Consider the following 17,376-nt stretch of genomic DNA (forward strand, 5'->3'; position numbering starts at 1 on the left):
TTTGCTTATTTGAAGCCTTCGACGCGGTGGGGAATGTAGGGTTCTTCGAGCGTTGCGATCTCTTCCGGCGTGAGCTTGACCGCCAACGCGGCGACGGCGTCGCTCAGGTGACCGGGCCGCGATGCGCCGATGATCGGTGCCGTGATCGCGCTCTTCTGCAGGATCCAGGCCGTGGCGATCTGCGCGCGTGGCACGCCATGCTCCTTTGCGAGACGGCCGACGGCGTCGATGATCTTGCGGTCGGATTCTTCGGCCTGACGGTAGAGCGTCTTGCCGAATTCGTCGCTTTCCGTGCGGGCCGTCTGCTCGTCCCAATCGCGCGTTAGGCGGCCGCGGGCAAGCGGGCTCCAGGGAATGACGGCGATCTTCTGGTCGTGGCAGAATGGCAGCATCTCGCGCTCTTCCTCACGGTAGAGCAGATTGACGTGATCCTGCATGCTGACGAATTCGGTCCAGCCGTTGAGGCGCGAGGTATAGACCATCTTGGCAAATTGCCACGCATGCATCGAGGAGGCGCCGATATAGCGGGCCTTGCCTGCCTTGACGACGTCATGCAGTGCCTCGAGCGTCTCTTCAATCGGCGTCGAATAGTCGAAGCGATGGATCTGGTAGAGGTCGACATAATCGGTGCCGAGGCGGCGCAGGCTGTTGTCGATCTCGTCGAAGATCGCCTTGCGCGACAGGCCGGCGCCGTTCGGGCCGGGGCGCATGCGGTTGAAGACCTTTGTGGCGAGCACGATGTCTTCACGCTTGGAAAAGCTCTTGATCGCCCGGCCGACGATTTCTTCGGATGAGCCGTCGGAATAGGTGTTGGCGGTGTCGAGGAAGTTGATGCCGAGATCGATCGCCTGCTTGAGGATGGTGCGGCTTTCCTCTTCGCCGAGCGTCCAGGCATGGTTGCCGCGGCCGGGATCGCCGAAGGTCATGCATCCGAGGCAGATTTTCGACACTTCGAGGCCAGTCTTGCCGAGTTTTACATAATCCATTGAAATGACTCCGTGATTGAATAAACGCCGCCGCCTGCCGAGTAATCTAGGGCTAATACGGGCGAAGTGTCAGCAGGCTGCGGGCAGAAATTTGCAGCGCTCGGCCACCCGCTTGCGCTTCGGCGCTACAGGGTGTTAGCTGGTGCAGCATCGACTGGACCTGACCTATGAAATTGCCCGACTTCGATCGGTACGACGATCTCTACCGTGAATTTGCGTGGGACATTCCAGGTGATTTCAATATCGGCCGGGCGGTCAGCGACGATTGGGCTGCAAGAGAGTCTGGCAGGATCTGTCTCGAACATTTCAACCCTGACGGCCGCCATCAAGCGATGAGCTATGGCGAGCTTTCTCAGAGGTCGGCGTCACTCGCCAACGCGCTGGTTTCGCTCGGTATCCGGCGCGGCGATCGTGTGGCATTGCTGCTGCCGCAATCCTTCGAGACTGTCATTTCGCATGTCGCGATCTACAAGATGGGCGCCATCGCGCTGCCACTGGCGCTGCTTTTTGGTGTCGAGGCGCTGGAATACCGGCTGAAGACGGCAGGCGCATCCGCTGTCATCACCAATGCCTTCGGGATGACGCGGATCGCGGAAATCAGCGACCGGCTTCCCGAACTGAAGACGGTGGTTTCGATCGACGGCGGAGAAGCGCTTCATTTCGCGGATCTGGTCGCAGCGCATTCGCCTGTCTTCGAGGTTGCCGAGACCGGACCCGACGATCCGGCGCTGATGATCTTCACCTCGGGCACGACGGGCCCGCCGAAGGGCGCCTTGCATGGCCATCGCGTGCTTGCGGGCCATATTCCAGGCATGCAGTTTGCTCACGAGGGGTTCCCGCAGGCGGGAGACAAGGTGTGGACGCCATCCGACTGGGCCTGGGCGGGCGGATTGCTGAATGCGCTGCTGCCAAGCCTGCTGCTCGGCGTGCCCGTGGTTTCATCACCAGCCCAGAAATTCGATGCGGACATGGCCTACCGGATCATGGCCGAGATGCATGTGCGCAACGCCTTCATTCCGCCAACGGCGCTCAGGCTATTGAAGGCTGGCGGCGATCTGCACCGGAAATACCATCTTGATCTGCGGACGATCGGTTCGGCGGGCGAGTCTCTCGGTCGCGAGACCTATAACTGGGTGCGTGATGCGCTGGGAATGACCGTCAACGAATTCTACGGTCAGACTGAGTGCAATTTCGTCATCTCCTCGAGCGCCGCCGCCGGCGTTTCGAAGGCGGGGGCGATCGGGCGGCCAGCACCGGGGCATCGTGTTGCCGTCGTCGATGACAAGGGCAACGAGCTGCCGGTGGGGCAGACCGGGCAGATCGGTGTCAGGGCGCCGGATCCGGTGATGTTTCTCGGCTACTGGAACGATGATGACGCGACGGAGCGCAAGTTCGCCAACGGCTGGCTGCTGACAGGAGATCTGGCGCATCAGGATGAAGAAGGCTTCATCGCCTTCGAGGGCCGCGACGACGATGTCATCACCTCATCCGGATACCGGATCGGGCCGGCTGAGATCGAGGATTGTCTGTCCGGCCACCCCGCGGTGCAGCTGGCGGCGGCGGTCGGCAAGCCGGACCCGGTCCGCACCGAGATCGTCAAGGCCTATGTCGTGCTGTCACAGGGCTTTGCGCCGAGCGCGGAACTTGCCGCCGAAATCCGCGACTGGGTGAAGATGCGCCTCTCGATGCATGAATATCCGCGTGAGGTCGAATTCGTCGATGCGCTGCCGTTGACGACGACTGGCAAGGTGATCCGGCGGACGCTGCGGGAGCGCGCCGCCGCAGAGACCGCCTAGCCGCGTCCGGCCAGCGACATGATCTTGGCGCGCAGCATTTTCGCCATGTTGCGGGTGTTGCTGTACATGTGCAACTGGGTTGCTGCCTGGCGCACATCCCGGTCGCCGTTCTGCGACAGGCCGATGACCAACGTTCCCATCTCCTCGCGTTCCTTCCAGAAGCGGCTCATGATCGGGTGGCCGGGAATGGCGCAGGAATCGGACCTGATGATGTTGGCGTCGTCGAGATGCCATTCTGTCAACTCGCCCATCAGCAGCTTGCCGGGCGAGTAGCGGGCAAACTCCTCGTCATAGGCGGTTTTCCAAGTATAGGCCTCGCCACCCATCATCAGCACGACGATGGCGGCAATCGCTTTGCCGTTAAAGTCGATGGTGTGAATACGGACCGCGTCGATGGCTGCCAGATTGGAGACGGCTTCGCGGGCGAAGGCGGTGTGGTAGCGGTCGGTGGCGAGCGCGCTGCGCTTTTTGCCCTTCCATCCGCCGGCTTCCATGGCGAGAAACTGTTCGAAGCGCATATGCACGTCGCGCGGCTGGCGGGCGACGCTGTAGGTCACCGTGCCCTTGTCTTCGAGAAGCCGCCATTGCCGGCGCATCTCGCGCATGTGCGACGAGGATACGGAGCTTGTGAGATAGACGGCGGCGTCTTCCTCGCTCTGCAGCATCGGACGCTCGAAGGGGTTGGTCATGGTGATCGGCAGGTTGCGGCTCAGCGCGACGGCTTTGACGAGCCGGGCGAAAATGCCGTTCAGCCGCAGATCCGGCAGGACCAGAATGGGGGGCAGCCTGAGATCGCGGATCGTCAGGCCCTCGAAGAGATTGTCGAGCGTCTCGGCAGCATCCTCGGCATCGACAAGCGGCGTTCCAAGTGGCGCGAAGCTGTTCGACCACGCACGGATGATCGATGGGCCGACGGCAAAGCCCGGCTTCTCGACGGAGAACGGCATCAGGAAGCGCATACGGCTGCGGTTGCCGCCGGTATCACGCATCAGCGCGAAGCTGACCTGCCGGTCGTCGAGGCGCGGCATGGCGGGCGCCAGGAAGCGGCCGGTGAAGAAGACGTTCGGTTCGATCGCCCGGTTCGACAGGAAGTCGAGTTCATCCTGCAGCTCGTAGCCGAGCTTGCCGGGATAGACGCAAAGCTCGCGACCCGGGCGGCCGATCTCGACGCGGGCCTCGGCCTGCGGTCCCTCGAAATTCAGCGAGGCGAGCTCGTGAACCATTCGGTTGGTGGTAGCGTCGGTGGACTCGGTATTCGGAGGGGTGCGCACCATCAAGGGGCCTTCCTGTCTGCCTGCGCAGTCGCCGGGCGGCTGAATGCAAAAAGTACGATGCCAAGCGTGCGCCGCACAGCGATATGAAGAAGTGTTGCCTCGACGGCCATCGCCGATGCCGTGGCGATCGCGGTGCCGATGGTTCCGAGGTGGGGGATAAGGGTCAGGTTCAGCGTGATATTGGCCGTCAGCGCGCCGGCATAGAGGGCAGCGCAGAGGTTCTGCTTGCCTGCCATCATCAGCAGCATTTCGGCCGGACCAACCAGCGCCTTGGCAAGAATGCCGGCAAGCAGGATCGCCATCAGCACATAGCCGGCGGTGAAGGCTCCACCGAACAGCGATAGAAGCAGGTGACCAGCGGCAAGGACCGCGAGGCCGACGCCAAGTGCCGGCCAGAAGGTCCATCGCGCCGCGTCGGCGGCGGCAGAGGCGAGCTCGCCCCTCGTGCCGTCGGCGATTATGTTGGAGAAACGCGGGCCGGAGGCAGCCTTTACAGAAAACATGATGAACTGCACCAGCGCCATGGTTTTGGCTGCAGCGAAGTATATTGCGACATCATGCGGCTCTAGGAAGATTCCGACGATGACGACATCGGAGTTGGTCAGCAGGAAGCTGGCACCCTCGATCAGAAAGATCGGGAAGGCGACGCTCAGCCAAACGATGAAATCAACCTTGCGGCTTCCGGTGTCGTAGTGGTGGCGCAGGCGCAGCAGCGTCGCGGCATATTGGCCAAGCGCCGTAACGTAGGTAGCAGCGAGAGCAGCCTGCATCGCCGTGACGGCGGTATGATCGGCACCCATCGCGTTCGCGATGAGCATAAAGACGATGATCAGTACCGGCCGGATGATATAGATCGGGCTCAGAGCCATGACCGGCCAGTGATTGGCGCGCGAAGTGCCCTCCAGAACGTCGCCGAGCGCGATCATCGGCAGAGCGAGAAGGCCCAGGAAGCCGGGGATCAGATAGTAGGTCGCAATCCTGTCGCCAAAGAAATGCAGGCCTGCCATGCCAAACACCATCAGCAGCGAACCGGAAAGGATTGCGAAAATGCGGGCGGTGCCAGTCAGACCGCGGATTTCCTCGAAAGCGCCCGATGCCTTGTATTGCGGCAGGAAGCGAACGATCGCGGTGTGGAAACCGAGGCAGGAGAGATCACCGAAAAGAACGATCAGTACCCAGATGAAGACGTAGATGCCGTATTCCCACTCGCCCATCAGCCGCGCAAGAATGATCTGAGAAACGAAAGCAAGGGCGGCGCTGAGGATGCGGATTGCGAAGGCCGTCAGCGCCATGCGCTGGGCGGTCGCCTTGCCATCCCGCTGGGTCAGCACGGCGGCAAGCATATGCAGAACCCGGCTGCCGGCGGGACGCAGGCTCGCGGGCAGCATTTTTCCCGCCGTCTCAATGACTGCCATAATGAACACGCACAACCCAGAACTCAGGCAAATCGTATCGTCAGTCTTGCCAGATCAGGGTTAAGAAACGGTTGTGGCGCGTCCGCGGCGCTTAATATCGCGGTTGTCTGTGCCGCAAATGAAAATGCCGCCCGGAGGCGGCATCTTCATTGTCTATCTAGGCTCTCACGCCTCGGCAAATGCGCCGTGGCAGTGCTTGAACTTCTTGCCCGAGCCGCAAGGGCAGGCTTCGTTGCGGCCGACCTTGCCCCAGGTGGAGGGGTCGTTCGGGTCGCGGTTCTCGGGAGCGACGATGACTTCCGAGGCCTGGTAAGCCGTCGCAAATTCGTTCTCGCCGGTCGCCGGGTCTAGGTGCTGTGCGTGCATGACCGGAAGTTCCGGTTCGGCAGGCGCCTGCTGGACCAGTTCGACGCGCATCAGCTGAGCCGTCACCGCCTGGCGAAGGTTGTTCAGCAGCGACTGGAAGAGCTCGAAGGCTTCCGACTTGTATTCCTGCAGTGGATCGCGCTGGGCATAGCCGCGGAAGCCGATGACCGAGCGCAGGTGATCGAGATTGACGATGTGTTCGCGCCAGAGATGGTCGAGCGTCTGCATGACGATCGAGCGCTCGACATAGCGCATGATGTCATCACCGAAGCGTTCGGCCTTTTCCGTGAAGGCGGCGTTGGAGGCTTCGGTCAGGCGCTCGCGGATATCGTCTTCGCCGATACCTTCTTCCTTGACCCAGTCTTCGATGGGCAGATCAAGGTTCAGCAGGCTGACGACCTGTTCCTTCAGGCCGGCAGCATCCCACTGTTCGGCATAGGCGCGTTCCGGAATATGCTTTTCTACGAGGTCTTCGATGACTTCGCGGCGCATGTCCGAAACGGTCTCGGCGATATTGGCCGATTCCATCAGCTCCAGGCGCTGGTCGAAAATGACCTTGCGCTGGTCGTTCAGAACGTCGTCATACTTGAGCAGGTTTTTGCGGATGTCGAAGTTGCGGGCTTCGACCTTCTTTTGGGCGCGCTCGAGGGCCTTGTTGATCCAGGGATGGACGATCGCTTCGCCTTCCTTGAGGCCGAGCTTCGTCAGCATCGAATCCATGCGGTCGGAGCCGAAGATGCGCATCAGGTCGTCCTGAAGCGACAGGTAGAACTTCGAACGGCCAGGGTCGCCCTGGCGGCCGGAACGGCCACGCAGCTGGTTGTCGATACGGCGGCTTTCGTGACGCTCTGTCGCGATGACGTAGAGACCGCCGGCGGCGATCGCCTTTTCCTTGAGCTGCTTGATCTCTTCGCGGATCGCCTCGACCTTCGCGTCGTATTCGGGACCGGGCTCGACGCCATCGAGCTCGCGCTCGACACGCATGTCGAGATTGCCGCCGAGCTGAATGTCGGTACCGCGGCCGGCCATGTTGGTGGCGATCGTTACGGCGCCGGGAACACCGGCCTGTGCGACGATATAGGCTTCCTGCTCATGATAGCGGGCGTTGAGGACCTGAAAGTCCTTGAAGCCCTGCTTGCGCATCATGTCGGCCAGCAGTTCGGACTTCTCGATCGAGGTGGTACCGACCAGAACGGGCTGGTTGCGCTTTTGCGCCTCGGCGATCTCGGCGATGATCGCCTTGAACTTCTCTTCGAAGGTCCGGTAGACCTCGTCGTCTTCGTCGATACGCTGGATCGGCAGGTTGGTCGGTACTTCGACGACTTCAAGGCCGTAGATGTTGCCGAATTCTTCCGCTTCCGTCTGCGCCGTGCCGGTCATGCCGGCGAGCTTGCCGTACATGCGGAAATAATTCTGGAACGTGATCTGCGCCAGTGTCTGGTTCTCAGGCTGGATCTTGACCTTTTCCTTGGCTTCGAGCGCCTGGTGCTGGCCTTCCGAATAACGGCGTCCCGGCATCATGCGGCCGGTGAATTCGTCGATGATAACGATCTCGTCGTTGCGGACGATATAGTCCTTGTCGCGCTGGAACAGCTTGTGGGCCTTCAGCGCGTTGTTGACGTGGTGGACGATCGCGACGTTTTCGATGTCGTAGAGTGCGTTGCCCTTTAGCAGGCCAGCCTGCTTCAGCAGGTTCTCAAGCTTTTCGGTGCCTTCTTCGGAAAAATTGGCAGAACGCTGCTTTTCGTCGATCTCATAGTCGCCGTCCGAGAGGAGCGGGATATAGGCATCGATCGTGTTGTAGAGATCGGAGCGGTCGTCCAGCGGACCGGAGATGATCAGCGGCGTGCGCGCTTCATCGACGAGGATCGAGTCCACTTCGTCGACGATCGCGAAGTTATGGCCGCGCTGAACCATCTGGTTCTTCTCGTACTTCATGTTATCGCGCAGATAATCGAAGCCGAGCTCGTTGTTGGTCGCGTAGGTGATGTCGCAGCCATAGGCGGCGGCGCGTTCCTCGTCGGAAAGGCCGTGGACGATGACGCCCGTGGTCAGCCCGAGGAAGCCGTAGACCTTGCCCATGGTCGCCGCGTCGCGCTGCGCCAGATAGTCGTTGACGGTGACGACGTGCACGCCCTTGCCGGAAAGCGCGTTCAGATAAACCGGCAGGGTTGCGACCAGTGTCTTACCTTCACCGGTCTTCATCTCTGCGATATCGCCGGAGTGAAGGATCATGCCGCCGACGAGCTGTACGTCAAAAGGTCGCATGCCGAGTACACGGCGCGAGGCCTCGCGGACGACCGCGAAGGCGGGCACCAGGATGTCGTCGAGCGTCTTGCCTTCGGCGAGGAGCTTGCGGAACTCGACCGTCTGAGCGGCGAGCTGTTCGTCGCTCAATGCCCGCGTCTTTTCTTCAATCGCATTGATGTCTGCGACTTTCGGCTGGAAAGACCGCACGCGGCGGTCATTGGCAGAGCCAAATATCTTGCGGGCAAGGCCGCCAAAGCTGACCATATGACTGGTCCTTTCTCAATATTCTTCCCCAGCTTTTCTTATACGAATGCCCAGCCGAAAATCAGGCACGCGTCTCGAAACGCCAGGAAACTTTTCTGGACGCGAGGTTGCGTGACAGATAAGAGGGGGGTCGAATGATGTCAACGGATTTGGCTGATATAGAAAGGCCACATTCCAGTGTTGAACGCTGTTTTGGGCTGGATTCACACATGATGCTGAAGCCGGCGGTGTAACTCTGAAAGGTTATTTGATGTTGAGCTACAACAAACTTGCCGTGATGGCGGTCGCGACCTTCGTTGCGTTCCATGCGCCGGTCTATGCTGAAGACAAGCCGGATGCCGTCATTGCCAAGGTTGGCACTCTGGAAATTCATCAGTCGGAACTGGATCTGGCGATCGCCAATCTCGATCCGCAGCTGGCCCAGCTGCCTGACGATCAGAAGAAGGTCGCAGCGCTGTCCGCCGCCATCGACGTAAAGCTGCTCGCCGGCGATGCCGCCACGGAAAAGCTCGATCAGACCGACGAGTTCAAGAAGCGCCTTCAGTATCTGACGGACCGCGAACTGCACAACGCCTACTTCAAGAAGCACGTCGTTGACACCGTCACCGACGACGAAGTGAAGGCGCGCTACGACAAGGAAGTCGCCGCTCTTCCGAAGCAGGAAGAAGTGCATGCCCGCCACATCCTGGTGAAGACCGAAGACGAAGCCAAGGACGTCATCAAGCAGCTCGACGCCGGCAAGGATTTCGCAGAGCTCGCCAAGGAAAAGTCCACCGACCCGAACAAGGCTGACGGCGGCGATCTCGGCTATTTCACCAAGGGCCGCATGGTCAAGGAATTCGAAGACGCAGCCTTCGCGCTCGACAAGGGCACCTACTCGAAGACCCCTGTGAAGACCGATTTCGGCTATCACGTCATCAAGGTCGAAGATAAGCGCGACGCACCTCCGCCGCCGTTCGATCAGGTCAAGGATCAGGTTCGTCAGCTCGTCATGCGCGACAAGTATCTTGCTCTTCTCGCTTCCGCGAAGGAAAAGTCCAAGGTCGACATCATGGACGAAACCCTGCGCAAGGGTTACGAGGATGCGAACAAGCAGCCGGCGCCGGGTCAAGAGCCTGTCGTTCAGCCGCAGCAGTAATCATCACTATTCGGGCCCGGTTCTTCCGGGCCCTTCACTATCAGGCAGGTCCATCACAATGTCCGGTTCCGTTTCTCCGCTCGCCCCGAAGACCTTCGCATCCATGCCTGCGCTACGCGGTGTGCGCATGGCGACCGCTTCCGCAGGCATCAAGTACAAGAACCGGACCGACGTGCTGATGATGGTCTTCGACAAGCCTGCCTCGGTCGCGGGCGTCTTCACGCGTTCGAAGTGCCCTTCGGCGCCTGTCGATTTCTGCCGCGCCAACCTGCCGCATGGCATTGCACGCGCCGTCGTCGTCAATTCCGGTAATGCCAACGCCTTTACTGGCCTCAAGGGCCGCGCGGCGACCGAGCTGACGGCGAAGTCGGCTGCCGCCGCCGTCGGCTGCGGCGGGAATGAAATCTACCTGGCGTCGACGGGTGTCATCGGCGAGCCGCTGGATGCGACAAAGTTTGCTGGTGTTCTGGATGCCATGCATCGCGATGCGAGTGGCGATTTCTGGTTCGAAGCTGCCAAGGCGATCATGACGACCGATACCTATCCGAAGGTCGCCACGCGCAGCGCCGAGATCGGTGGTGTGACCGTCACCATTAACGGCATCGCCAAGGGCGCCGGCATGATCGCGCCCGATATGGCGACGATGCTGTCCTTTGTGGTGACCGATGCCGATATTGCCCCGGCTGCCCTGCAGGCGATGCTGTCCGAGGGCGTTGGCCCGACCTTCAACTCGATGACCGTCGATAGCGACACGTCGACCTCTGATACGTTGATGCTGTTTGCAACGGGTGCGGCTGCGGCAGACGGTCAGGCCCGCGTCGAGCGCGCCGACGATGCCCGCCTCGCGACGTTCCGCGTCGCGCTCAACGAAGTGCTCAAGGATCTCGCCCTGCAGGTCTGCCGCGATGGCGAAGGCGCCACGAAGATGCTGGAGATCACCGTGACCGGCGCCGAGAGCGATGCTGCCGCAAAGCGCATCGCGCTTTCGATCGCCAATTCACCGCTGGTGAAGACGGCGGCTGCCGGCGAGGATGCCAATTGGGGCCGTATCGTCATGGCTGTCGGCAAGGCCGGCGAGATGGCGGACCGCGACAGGCTGGCCATCTGGTTCGGTGACGTGCGCGTTGCCGTCAACGGCGAGCGCGATCCCGGCTACTCCGAAGAGGCGGCCTCGAATGTGATGAAGGAGCAGGATATTCCTGTCAAAGTCGATATCGGCCTCGGGAATGGTCACGCAACGGTCTGGACCTGCGACCTCACTAAGGAGTATGTGGCGATCAACGGCGACTACCGGAGCTGATCGTTCATTGACTGAGACTTCTTCAAAAAGTGCAAATCTGCCGCTGGTGCGCAGGCTCGAGGCCGTAGGCTTCCGGGCCTGGCCGGCCTCGTCCGTGCAGTATGACGGCAGCTGGCAGGTGCGTTTGACGGCCGGTCATCCGTCCAACCGTCTGAATTCCATCGTGCCGCTCGATCCGTCCGATCATCGCGACATCGAAATCCGTGTGGAAAAGGCGAGCCGCAAGTTCGAGGCCTATGGCCGCCCGGCGGTTTTGCGGCAAACGCCGCTCTGCTCGTCCTTGCTGGTGGATTTGGTGGCGGCGCAAAACTGGACGCATTTCGACGAGACGATCGTCATGACCTGCGATCTGACACAGGCAGATCTTCCGGATACACTCGATCATCTCCCGACCCACGACATCGGCCGCTTCGTCGATGCTAATCTGGCGACCGATCAGGTGTCGGCCAAACTGAAGCCCGCGCTTGCCGAAATCATCAATGCGATCAAGCCGCCATCCGGCTTGTTCATGATCGAGGATCCGGAGACCGGTCCGCTGGCGACAGTGCTCTGCGTTCAGGACAACGATCTCGCGGGTATCATGTCGCTTTCGGTCGCGCGGGAACGCCGCCGCGAGGGGCTGGGTCTCGAAATCCTGACGTCTGCGCTGCGCTGGGCACGGATGCGCTCTGCGCGCTCCGCCTGGCTTCAGGTAAAGGCGGACAACGCGCCGGCGCTCGCTCTTTACGAGCGGATCGGCTTTTGCGAAGCCTATCGCTACAGCTACTGGCGCAAGGATCGCTGCGGATGAGCGAGGCCGGCAAGAAGATCCTTCTGGTCGTCGCCTGCGCGCTGATCGATTCCGATGGGCGTATTCTTCTGGCGCAGCGGCCGGAGGGGAAATCGCTTGCAGGGCTCTGGGAATTTCCGGGCGGCAAGCTGGAGCCCGGCGAGACGCCGGAGGAAACGCTGGTGCGCGAGCTCGAGGAAGAGCTCGGCATCAAGACTAAGGTCGCCTGCCTGGCGCCGCTGACTTTCGCCAGCCACAGCTATGACACATTTCATTTGCTGATGCCGCTTTATGTGTGCCGCCGCTACGAAGGCGTCCCGCACGGCCGGGAGGGCCAAGCGCTGAAATGGGTTAAGCCCATGGCATTGCGCGATTATCCGATGCCACCGGCCGACGAGCCGCTGATACCGATGCTGCAGGATCTACTTTAGAGATTTCTCACGATTTACTTTCACGGATGGTTTTTGTCCGCGGATATTAATCGATCGTTTATCACCTTCTGCCAAAGATCGGCCTCAATCAAGCAACCGGCGTGTGTGTGTAAAGGCTTGACGGATGGACGACGATTTCTGGAAAGCAGTCAGAGAGAAACAGCAGAGCTCGAATGCCTCGCGCAGGACGGGTGCGCTTAATCTTGCCTTGCTGTTCGGCACAGCCGCGGTCGCCCTGACGTTGATCCTCACGCCGATGCTCGCTGATAAATCGAAGTCCAGCGTGTTTGCCAGCGTGCCGACGGAATTCGACAACATCACAACGGGCTCGATCCCCAAGACCGAGAACGGCAAGCGCTACACAATCCGCCGCAGCGTGCTCCAGGAAAGCCCTGGCTCCGTCTGCGTCGTCCAGGGGTACGGTTCGGGCGCCGGCTGCTGAGGGAAGACCGTCTGCCGGGGCGCAGAGGAAAAGGTCACCGCCATATGCGGGAAAGGTTGGGGGTAATGCGTTCTCTGAAGGCTTTGATCGCGGATATCCGCGGCGCCACCGCCATCGAATATGGCTTGCTGGCGGCATTGATCTCCGTCGGCATCATTGCTGGCGTTGGCACCTTCGGCAACAATCTCCAGACCATGCTGACGAATGTCAGCAACACGATCGCCGCCCACAACCCGTAGGTCAGCGTTTCATTGTTTTAGCTTGTGCTCTTCGACGCGTAAAGCATCGGCAAGGCGTGCCTTCGCCGATCCCGGCTGAAGCGGCTTCTGTTGGCTCTCGTGAGGAGCCCATCCCGAGACGTAGATGATCGAGAATGTCGCGCGGATCCGGCCATCCGGATCGGAGTAGCGCTCGGCGTAGATTTCGGCTGCGCGCAGAAAGAAGGCGCGGGTCAGTGGCTTGCGGCTGCGCGCGGCGAGCGGATTCGTCATGCCCATCGCCCGCAGATCCTTCATCAGGGGAAAGATCGAATCGTAGCGCACCGTATAGGTTTCGGCATCGATGACAGGCAGCGAGAAGCCGGCGCGCTGCAATAGTCCGCCGGCATCGCGCACATCGGCAAAAGGAATGACACGGGGGCTCGCGCCGCCGGTCATTTCGGCCTCGGTCGCAAGCAGAACGTCGCGCAGTTCCTGCAGCGTTCCAGCGCCGGGAATGGCTGCCAGGAACAGGCCGTCAGGCCGCAGTGCACGCTTGATCTGGATGAAGACGCCGGGGGTGTCGTTGGTCAAATGCAGGCTGAGCGGCGCGATGACGAGATTGGCGGATTGCGGTTCGAGCGGAACGTCCTCCAGCGGCGCGACCTGAAGTTCGCCGGGAGCGCCGGAAACATCCTGCACTTCGATGCGCCTGAGATCGCCGATCTTGCCGGTTGCCAATGCGGCGCGCGCCGCCGCGCCCGTCGCGCCGTGCAGTTCGACGGCGTGCTCGAAGGTGCGCTCGACCACCGACAGTCTCTCGGCCAGCTCCTCGGCGGCGATATCGAGAAGGAACGCGGCCTTCGGATCGCCTGCCTGCAAGGCGCGGTGGCGGTGTGCGGCGATCGCCGCCCTGTCGAAAATGATATCCATGCGACGTGAATAGTCCCGTCATTCTCAAGCGGCAAGACGGATTTTCCTTTGCTGGAAAACCAGCTAGCTTTCGTCTATGGGGGCGATCGATTTCGGCAGGCTGAGAGAATCCGGACGGACGCTTGTCCTCCAGCCCTTTCGCATGCTTGCGGATCTGGTTTACCCGCCTGCCTGTTCGGCCTGCGGGGTGCTGACCGCGGGGCATCGAGGGCTCTGTGCCAAATGCTGGACGGGCGTGTGCTTCATCGAGCGGCCCTATTGCGAGGTTCTCGGACTTCCCTTCTCGCACGATCTTGGCGTCGGAATTCTCTGTGCCGAAGCGATCGCAAACCCGCCGCCCTTCGACCGGCTGCGCTCTGCCGCCATCCATGACGAGGCCGTCCGCGATCTCGTTCATGGCCTCAAATATCGCGACCGTGTCGATCTGGCGCCGATGATGGCGGGCTGGATGCTGCGAGCGGCCGACGGCACAGTCGAGATTTGCGACGTAATCATTCCCGTGCCCTTGCATCGCTCGCGGCTGTTGTCGCGCAAGTTCAATCAGGCGGCCGAGCTGGCGCGGCATATTGCCAGTCTATCCGGCAAGCCGCTGCTTCCGGCAACGCTTTTGCGCGTCAAACGGACCGAACAGCAGGTTGGTCTCGGCGCCCGTGCCCGCGAGGACAATGTCCGGGGAGCCTTCGCGCTGGCGCGCGGCCACGAAAACGACGTCTTCGGCAAACGTGTCGTGCTCGTCGATGACGTTTATACGACAGGGGCGACAGTGGCTGCGGCAACGCGCGCGTTGCGCAAGGCGGGCGCCGCCGACATCAGTGTTTTGACCTTTGCAAGGGCCCTTTCAGAACCTATATGACTAGTGAAAACAGGCACTCGTCTGGAGATAGAGATGACACTGGTAACGATCTATACGCGGCAGGCTTGCGGCTATTGCGCACGCGCAAAATCCCTTCTCGAACAAAAGGGTGTCGATTATGTCGAGCATGACGCGACCTTCTCTCCCGATCTCCGTCAGGAGATGATCGGCAAGTCGAATGGCCGGTCGACATTCCCGCAGATTTTCATCGGCAGCGAACATGTCGGCGGTTGCGACGACCTCTTCGCACTCGATCGGGCCGGCAAGCTCGACCCGATGCTCGCAGCCTGAGCCGAGACTATGGTCTTCAAGGCTGCTGCCGTTCAAATGTGTTCAGGTGTCGATCCGGCGCGTAACGCCGTGTCGATGGCGCGGCTGGTTCGTGAGGCCGCCGCACAGGGCGCGACCTATATCCAGACACCCGAGATGACGGGAATGCTGCAGCGGGACCGGGCGGCCGCCAAGGCGGTTCTGCGCGGCGAGGCTGACGATATCATCGTCAATACCGCATCGGAGCTTGCTGCCGAACTCCGCATCTACCTGCATGTCGGCTCGACGGCGATTGCGCTCGACGACGGCAAGATGGCCAATCGTGGTTTCCTGTTCGGGCCCGATGGCAAGGTGCTGAACCGCTACGACAAGATCCACATGTTCGATGTCGATCTCGATAACGGCGAGAGCTGGCGCGAGAGCGCGGCCTATCGGCCAGGCTCGGAGGCGCGCGTCGTGTCGCTGCCGTTTGCCGAAATGGGCTTCACCATCTGCTACGACGTCCGCTTCCCCGCGCTTTTCCGGGCACAGGCCGTTGCCGGTGCTGAGGTCATTACGGTGCCTGCCGCATTCACCAAGCAGACCGGTGAGGCGCATTGGGAGATCCTGCTGCGGGCGCGAGCCATCGAAAACGGCGTCTTCGTCATTGCGGCGGCGCAAGCCGGCGTTCACGAGGATGGACGCGAGACCTTCGGGCATTCGATGATCATCGACCCCTGGGGACGCGTGCTGGCTTCTGCAGGCGGAACCGGCGAGGCCGTCACCGTCGCCGATATCGATCCTGCCGCCGTCAAGGTGGCGCATGACAAGATCCCGAACCTGAAGAATGGCCGTGAGTTTTCGATTGAGAAAATACCGGCAGCAATGAGCGGGGGCGCGGCCGCTTGATCCGCTATTCCCTCAGTTGCGAGAATGCGCACGAGTTTGAAGGCTGGTTCTCCGAGAGTGCTGATTTCGATCGTCAGCTGGCCTCCGGCTTTCTGAACTGCCCGGTCTGTCAGTCGGCAACGATCTCGAAGGTGCTGATGGCGCCTTCGGTTTCGACCGCGCGCAAGAAGGACGAAATCAAGACCGTCGCCATGGATGCGATGCGCCGCGAAGCGTTCCAGAAGCTCAAGCAGGCGGTTGCCGAGGTCAAGGCGAATTCCGAAGACGTTGGTACCAAGTTTCCGGAAGAGGCGCGAAAAATCCACTACGGCGAGGCGGATGCTCGCGGTATCATCGGTCAAGCCACCGCGCATGAGGCGCAAGAGCTGATTGACGAAGGCATCAAGATAGCGGCGCTGCCGGTTCTGCCAGATGATGTGAACTGAGATGACGACGGAGCGCCTGGCCTTCTACAATTTTGGCGTTCACGTCGCTCCTCCCGAAAGTGAGACCATCCGTGGCTTTGTCCTGCGCGAGCCGGTGAATTTCGAGGCGGCGACGCGTGCCAGCGGGTTCCTCGGGCGCTCGGGCTATCCTGGCGTGCCCGGCACCAGAAGCTGGGGGGCGCAAGTCTTTCCGCGTTACATCGAGGGTAGCGGGTTCACGTCCGCGCCGTCCTCGCTCTCGCTCTGGGCTGATATCGAGTCGCTGATGGCGTTCAGCTACAATGGCGTGCATGCCGAGGCCCTGAAGAATGCCCGAAGCTGGAACGTAAAGCCGTCATGGCCGCCGCTCGTGCTCTGGTGGGTTTCCGCAACGCATCGGCCGGATTGGGCGGAGGGTGCTCAGCGGCTCGAGCATCTCGACGACCACGGGCCGAGCCCGCACGCATTCACGTTCAAGCAGCCTTTCGGGCCTGATGGTGCCGAGTTGACGATCGATCGGGAGCGGCTCAAGGAGCTTGCAGCGCGTAACGCCGAACGCCAGCAGGATTTGCTCGAACGGGTCAGCAAGCTGAAGGTCTGAAGGCGTTTCTCTTACCGCGGGCGTTTCGCCAGCAGCATGTAATTGACGTCCATGTCCTTCGACAGGTTCCACTGATTGGAAAGCGGATTGAAGAACACGCCGGTGCGGTCGATGATTTCGAGGCCGTTTTCCGTCATCGGCTTTTCCAGCTCTTCGGGACGCACCAGCTTCTCATATTGATGTGTGCCGCGCGGCAGCCAGCGCAGGATGTTTTCAGCGGCAAAGATCGCCAGTGCGGCGGCCTTCATTGTTCTGTTGATGGTGGCGACGAACATCATCCCGCCGGGGCGGACCATCTTGGCGCAGGTCGTCATGAAAAATTCGACGTCGGCAACGTGCTCGACGACTTCCATGTTCAGGACGATATCGAAGGTCTCGCCGGCCTCCGCAAGCTGCTCGGCCGTGACAGCGCGGTAGTCGACTGAAACACCCGATGCCTTGGCATGGGTGGAGGCGATACCGATGTTCTTCTCAGAGGGGTCGGCGCCGACGACTGTGGCGCCCATCCGCGCTACGGGCTCCGACAGCAGTCCGCCGCCGCAGCCGATATCGAGAACGCGCAGACCTTCAAGCGGCTTTGGGTTTTTCGGATCAAGCCCGAAGTTCTCCGCCGCCTTGTCACGGATATAGGTCAGCCGCACCGGATTGAACTTGTGCAGCGGCTTGAACTTGCCGGTCGGGCTCCACCACTCAGCCGCCATCGCAGAGAAGCGGTCAACTTCGCTCTGGTCGATCGTGCTCTTCGCGGCTTCGCTCATCGGTCTGCTCCTTGCATTCGTCAGCAGTGAAGTCGGACGAT

General features: G+C 61.1%; 18 protein-coding genes. 12 read left to right on the forward strand and 6 right to left on the reverse strand.

Annotated features, from left to right (window positions below; all coding sequences use genetic code 11):
• Window positions 1-5: 5 nt before the first annotated feature.
• A complete protein-coding gene (locus AC1DIJ_RS09605; protein ID WP_112386106.1) occupies window positions 6-986 on the reverse strand; it encodes an aldo/keto reductase in 981 nt (326 codons plus the stop codon).
• 167 nt (window positions 987-1,153) lie between these two features.
• Here AC1DIJ_RS09605 and AC1DIJ_RS09610 point away from each other — a divergent pair, with 167 nt between their 5' ends.
• Window positions 1,154-2,782 carry an AMP-binding protein gene (locus AC1DIJ_RS09610; protein ID WP_112386105.1) on the forward strand — a complete coding sequence of 543 codons (1,629 nt, stop codon included), beginning with the start codon at window positions 1,154-1,156 and terminating at the stop codon, window positions 2,780-2,782.
• Here the strand turns inward: AC1DIJ_RS09610 and AC1DIJ_RS09615 are convergent.
• The 3 genes from AC1DIJ_RS09615 to secA all read right to left on the reverse strand — a co-directional run bounded on the left by AC1DIJ_RS09615 (window position 2,779) and on the right by secA (window position 8,351).
• Complete coding sequence (locus AC1DIJ_RS09615; RefSeq protein ID WP_112386104.1) at window positions 2,779-4,056, reverse strand: GNAT family N-acetyltransferase; 1,278 nt, start codon at window positions 4,054-4,056, stop codon at window positions 2,779-2,781. The two genes, AC1DIJ_RS09610 and AC1DIJ_RS09615, sit on opposite strands and share 4 nt — an antisense overlap.
• Entirely contained in the window at window positions 4,056-5,471 is a 1,416-nt protein-coding gene (locus tag AC1DIJ_RS09620; RefSeq protein WP_112386103.1) for a lipopolysaccharide biosynthesis protein, read from the reverse strand. The genes AC1DIJ_RS09615 and AC1DIJ_RS09620 overlap by 1 nt, the downstream gene beginning before the upstream one ends.
• A 165-nt stretch (window positions 5,472-5,636) precedes the next feature.
• Window positions 5,637-8,351 carry a preprotein translocase subunit SecA gene (gene secA, locus AC1DIJ_RS09625; RefSeq protein WP_112386102.1) on the reverse strand — a complete coding sequence of 905 codons (2,715 nt, stop codon included), beginning with the start codon at window positions 8,349-8,351 and terminating at the stop codon, window positions 5,637-5,639.
• A gap of 250 nt (window positions 8,352-8,601) precedes the next feature.
• On the opposite strand from secA, the gene AC1DIJ_RS09630 reads away from it, so the two are divergent.
• The 6 genes from AC1DIJ_RS09630 to AC1DIJ_RS09655 all read left to right on the forward strand — a co-directional run bounded on the left by AC1DIJ_RS09630 (window position 8,602) and on the right by AC1DIJ_RS09655 (window position 12,670).
• Window positions 8,602-9,489, forward strand: a complete 888-nt coding sequence (locus AC1DIJ_RS09630) for a peptidylprolyl isomerase (RefSeq protein WP_112386101.1) — start codon at window positions 8,602-8,604, stop codon at window positions 9,487-9,489.
• Between the two features lie 58 nt (window positions 9,490-9,547).
• Window positions 9,548-10,789 (forward strand): bifunctional glutamate N-acetyltransferase/amino-acid acetyltransferase ArgJ, encoded by a 1,242-nt coding sequence (argJ, locus tag AC1DIJ_RS09635; RefSeq protein ID WP_112386100.1) that lies wholly within the window; start codon window positions 9,548-9,550, stop codon window positions 10,787-10,789.
• Window positions 10,758-11,579, forward strand: coding sequence for a GNAT family N-acetyltransferase (locus tag AC1DIJ_RS09640; RefSeq protein WP_112386099.1), 822 nt, complete (start codon window positions 10,758-10,760; stop codon window positions 11,577-11,579). Before argJ ends, AC1DIJ_RS09640 begins: the two co-directional genes overlap by 32 nt.
• Complete coding sequence (gene mutT / locus AC1DIJ_RS09645) at window positions 11,576-11,989, forward strand: 8-oxo-dGTP diphosphatase MutT (protein ID WP_112386098.1); 414 nt, start codon at window positions 11,576-11,578, stop codon at window positions 11,987-11,989. The genes AC1DIJ_RS09640 and mutT overlap by 4 nt, the downstream gene beginning before the upstream one ends.
• 124 nt (window positions 11,990-12,113) lie before the next feature.
• Complete coding sequence (locus AC1DIJ_RS09650) at window positions 12,114-12,431, forward strand: hypothetical protein (protein WP_112386097.1); 318 nt, start codon at window positions 12,114-12,116, stop codon at window positions 12,429-12,431.
• A gap of 65 nt (window positions 12,432-12,496) precedes the next feature.
• Window positions 12,497-12,670 carry a Flp family type IVb pilin gene (locus tag AC1DIJ_RS09655; RefSeq protein ID WP_112386096.1) on the forward strand — a complete coding sequence of 58 codons (174 nt, stop codon included), beginning with the start codon at window positions 12,497-12,499 and terminating at the stop codon, window positions 12,668-12,670.
• 9 nt (window positions 12,671-12,679) lie between these two features.
• Here AC1DIJ_RS09655 and AC1DIJ_RS09660 read toward each other — a convergent pair whose 3' ends face one another.
• Complete coding sequence (locus AC1DIJ_RS09660; protein WP_112386095.1) at window positions 12,680-13,561, reverse strand: methyltransferase domain-containing protein; 882 nt, start codon at window positions 13,559-13,561, stop codon at window positions 12,680-12,682.
• 76 nt (window positions 13,562-13,637) lie between these two features.
• On the opposite strand from AC1DIJ_RS09660, the gene AC1DIJ_RS09665 reads away from it, so the two are divergent.
• Genes AC1DIJ_RS09665 through AC1DIJ_RS09685 form a run of 5 tightly spaced genes read left to right on the forward strand, consistent with a single transcriptional unit; the run spans window position 13,638 to window position 16,577 of the window.
• Window positions 13,638-14,414, forward strand: a complete 777-nt coding sequence (locus tag AC1DIJ_RS09665; protein ID WP_112386094.1) for a ComF family protein — start codon at window positions 13,638-13,640, stop codon at window positions 14,412-14,414.
• A 33-nt stretch (window positions 14,415-14,447) separates the two neighbouring features.
• Complete coding sequence (gene grxC / locus AC1DIJ_RS09670; RefSeq protein WP_112386093.1) at window positions 14,448-14,705, forward strand: glutaredoxin 3; 258 nt, start codon at window positions 14,448-14,450, stop codon at window positions 14,703-14,705.
• A 9-nt stretch (window positions 14,706-14,714) separates the two neighbouring features.
• Complete coding sequence (locus AC1DIJ_RS09675; RefSeq protein ID WP_112386092.1) at window positions 14,715-15,572, forward strand: carbon-nitrogen hydrolase family protein; 858 nt, start codon at window positions 14,715-14,717, stop codon at window positions 15,570-15,572.
• Window positions 15,569-15,997, forward strand: a complete 429-nt coding sequence (locus tag AC1DIJ_RS09680; RefSeq protein WP_112386091.1) for a DUF1178 family protein — start codon at window positions 15,569-15,571, stop codon at window positions 15,995-15,997. Before AC1DIJ_RS09675 ends, AC1DIJ_RS09680 begins: the two co-directional genes overlap by 4 nt.
• 1 nt (window position 15,998) lies before the next feature.
• Entirely contained in the window at window positions 15,999-16,577 is a 579-nt protein-coding gene (locus AC1DIJ_RS09685) for a DUF3291 domain-containing protein (protein WP_112386090.1), read from the forward strand.
• 11 nt (window positions 16,578-16,588) lie between these two features.
• Here AC1DIJ_RS09685 and ubiG read toward each other — a convergent pair whose 3' ends face one another.
• Window positions 16,589-17,335 carry a bifunctional 2-polyprenyl-6-hydroxyphenol methylase/3-demethylubiquinol 3-O-methyltransferase UbiG gene (gene ubiG / locus AC1DIJ_RS09690; RefSeq protein WP_112386089.1) on the reverse strand — a complete coding sequence of 249 codons (747 nt, stop codon included), beginning with the start codon at window positions 17,333-17,335 and terminating at the stop codon, window positions 16,589-16,591.
• Window positions 17,336-17,376 lie beyond the last annotated feature (41 nt).

The sequence above is a fragment of the Rhizobium sp. 10N427 genome (assembly GCF_056394605.1).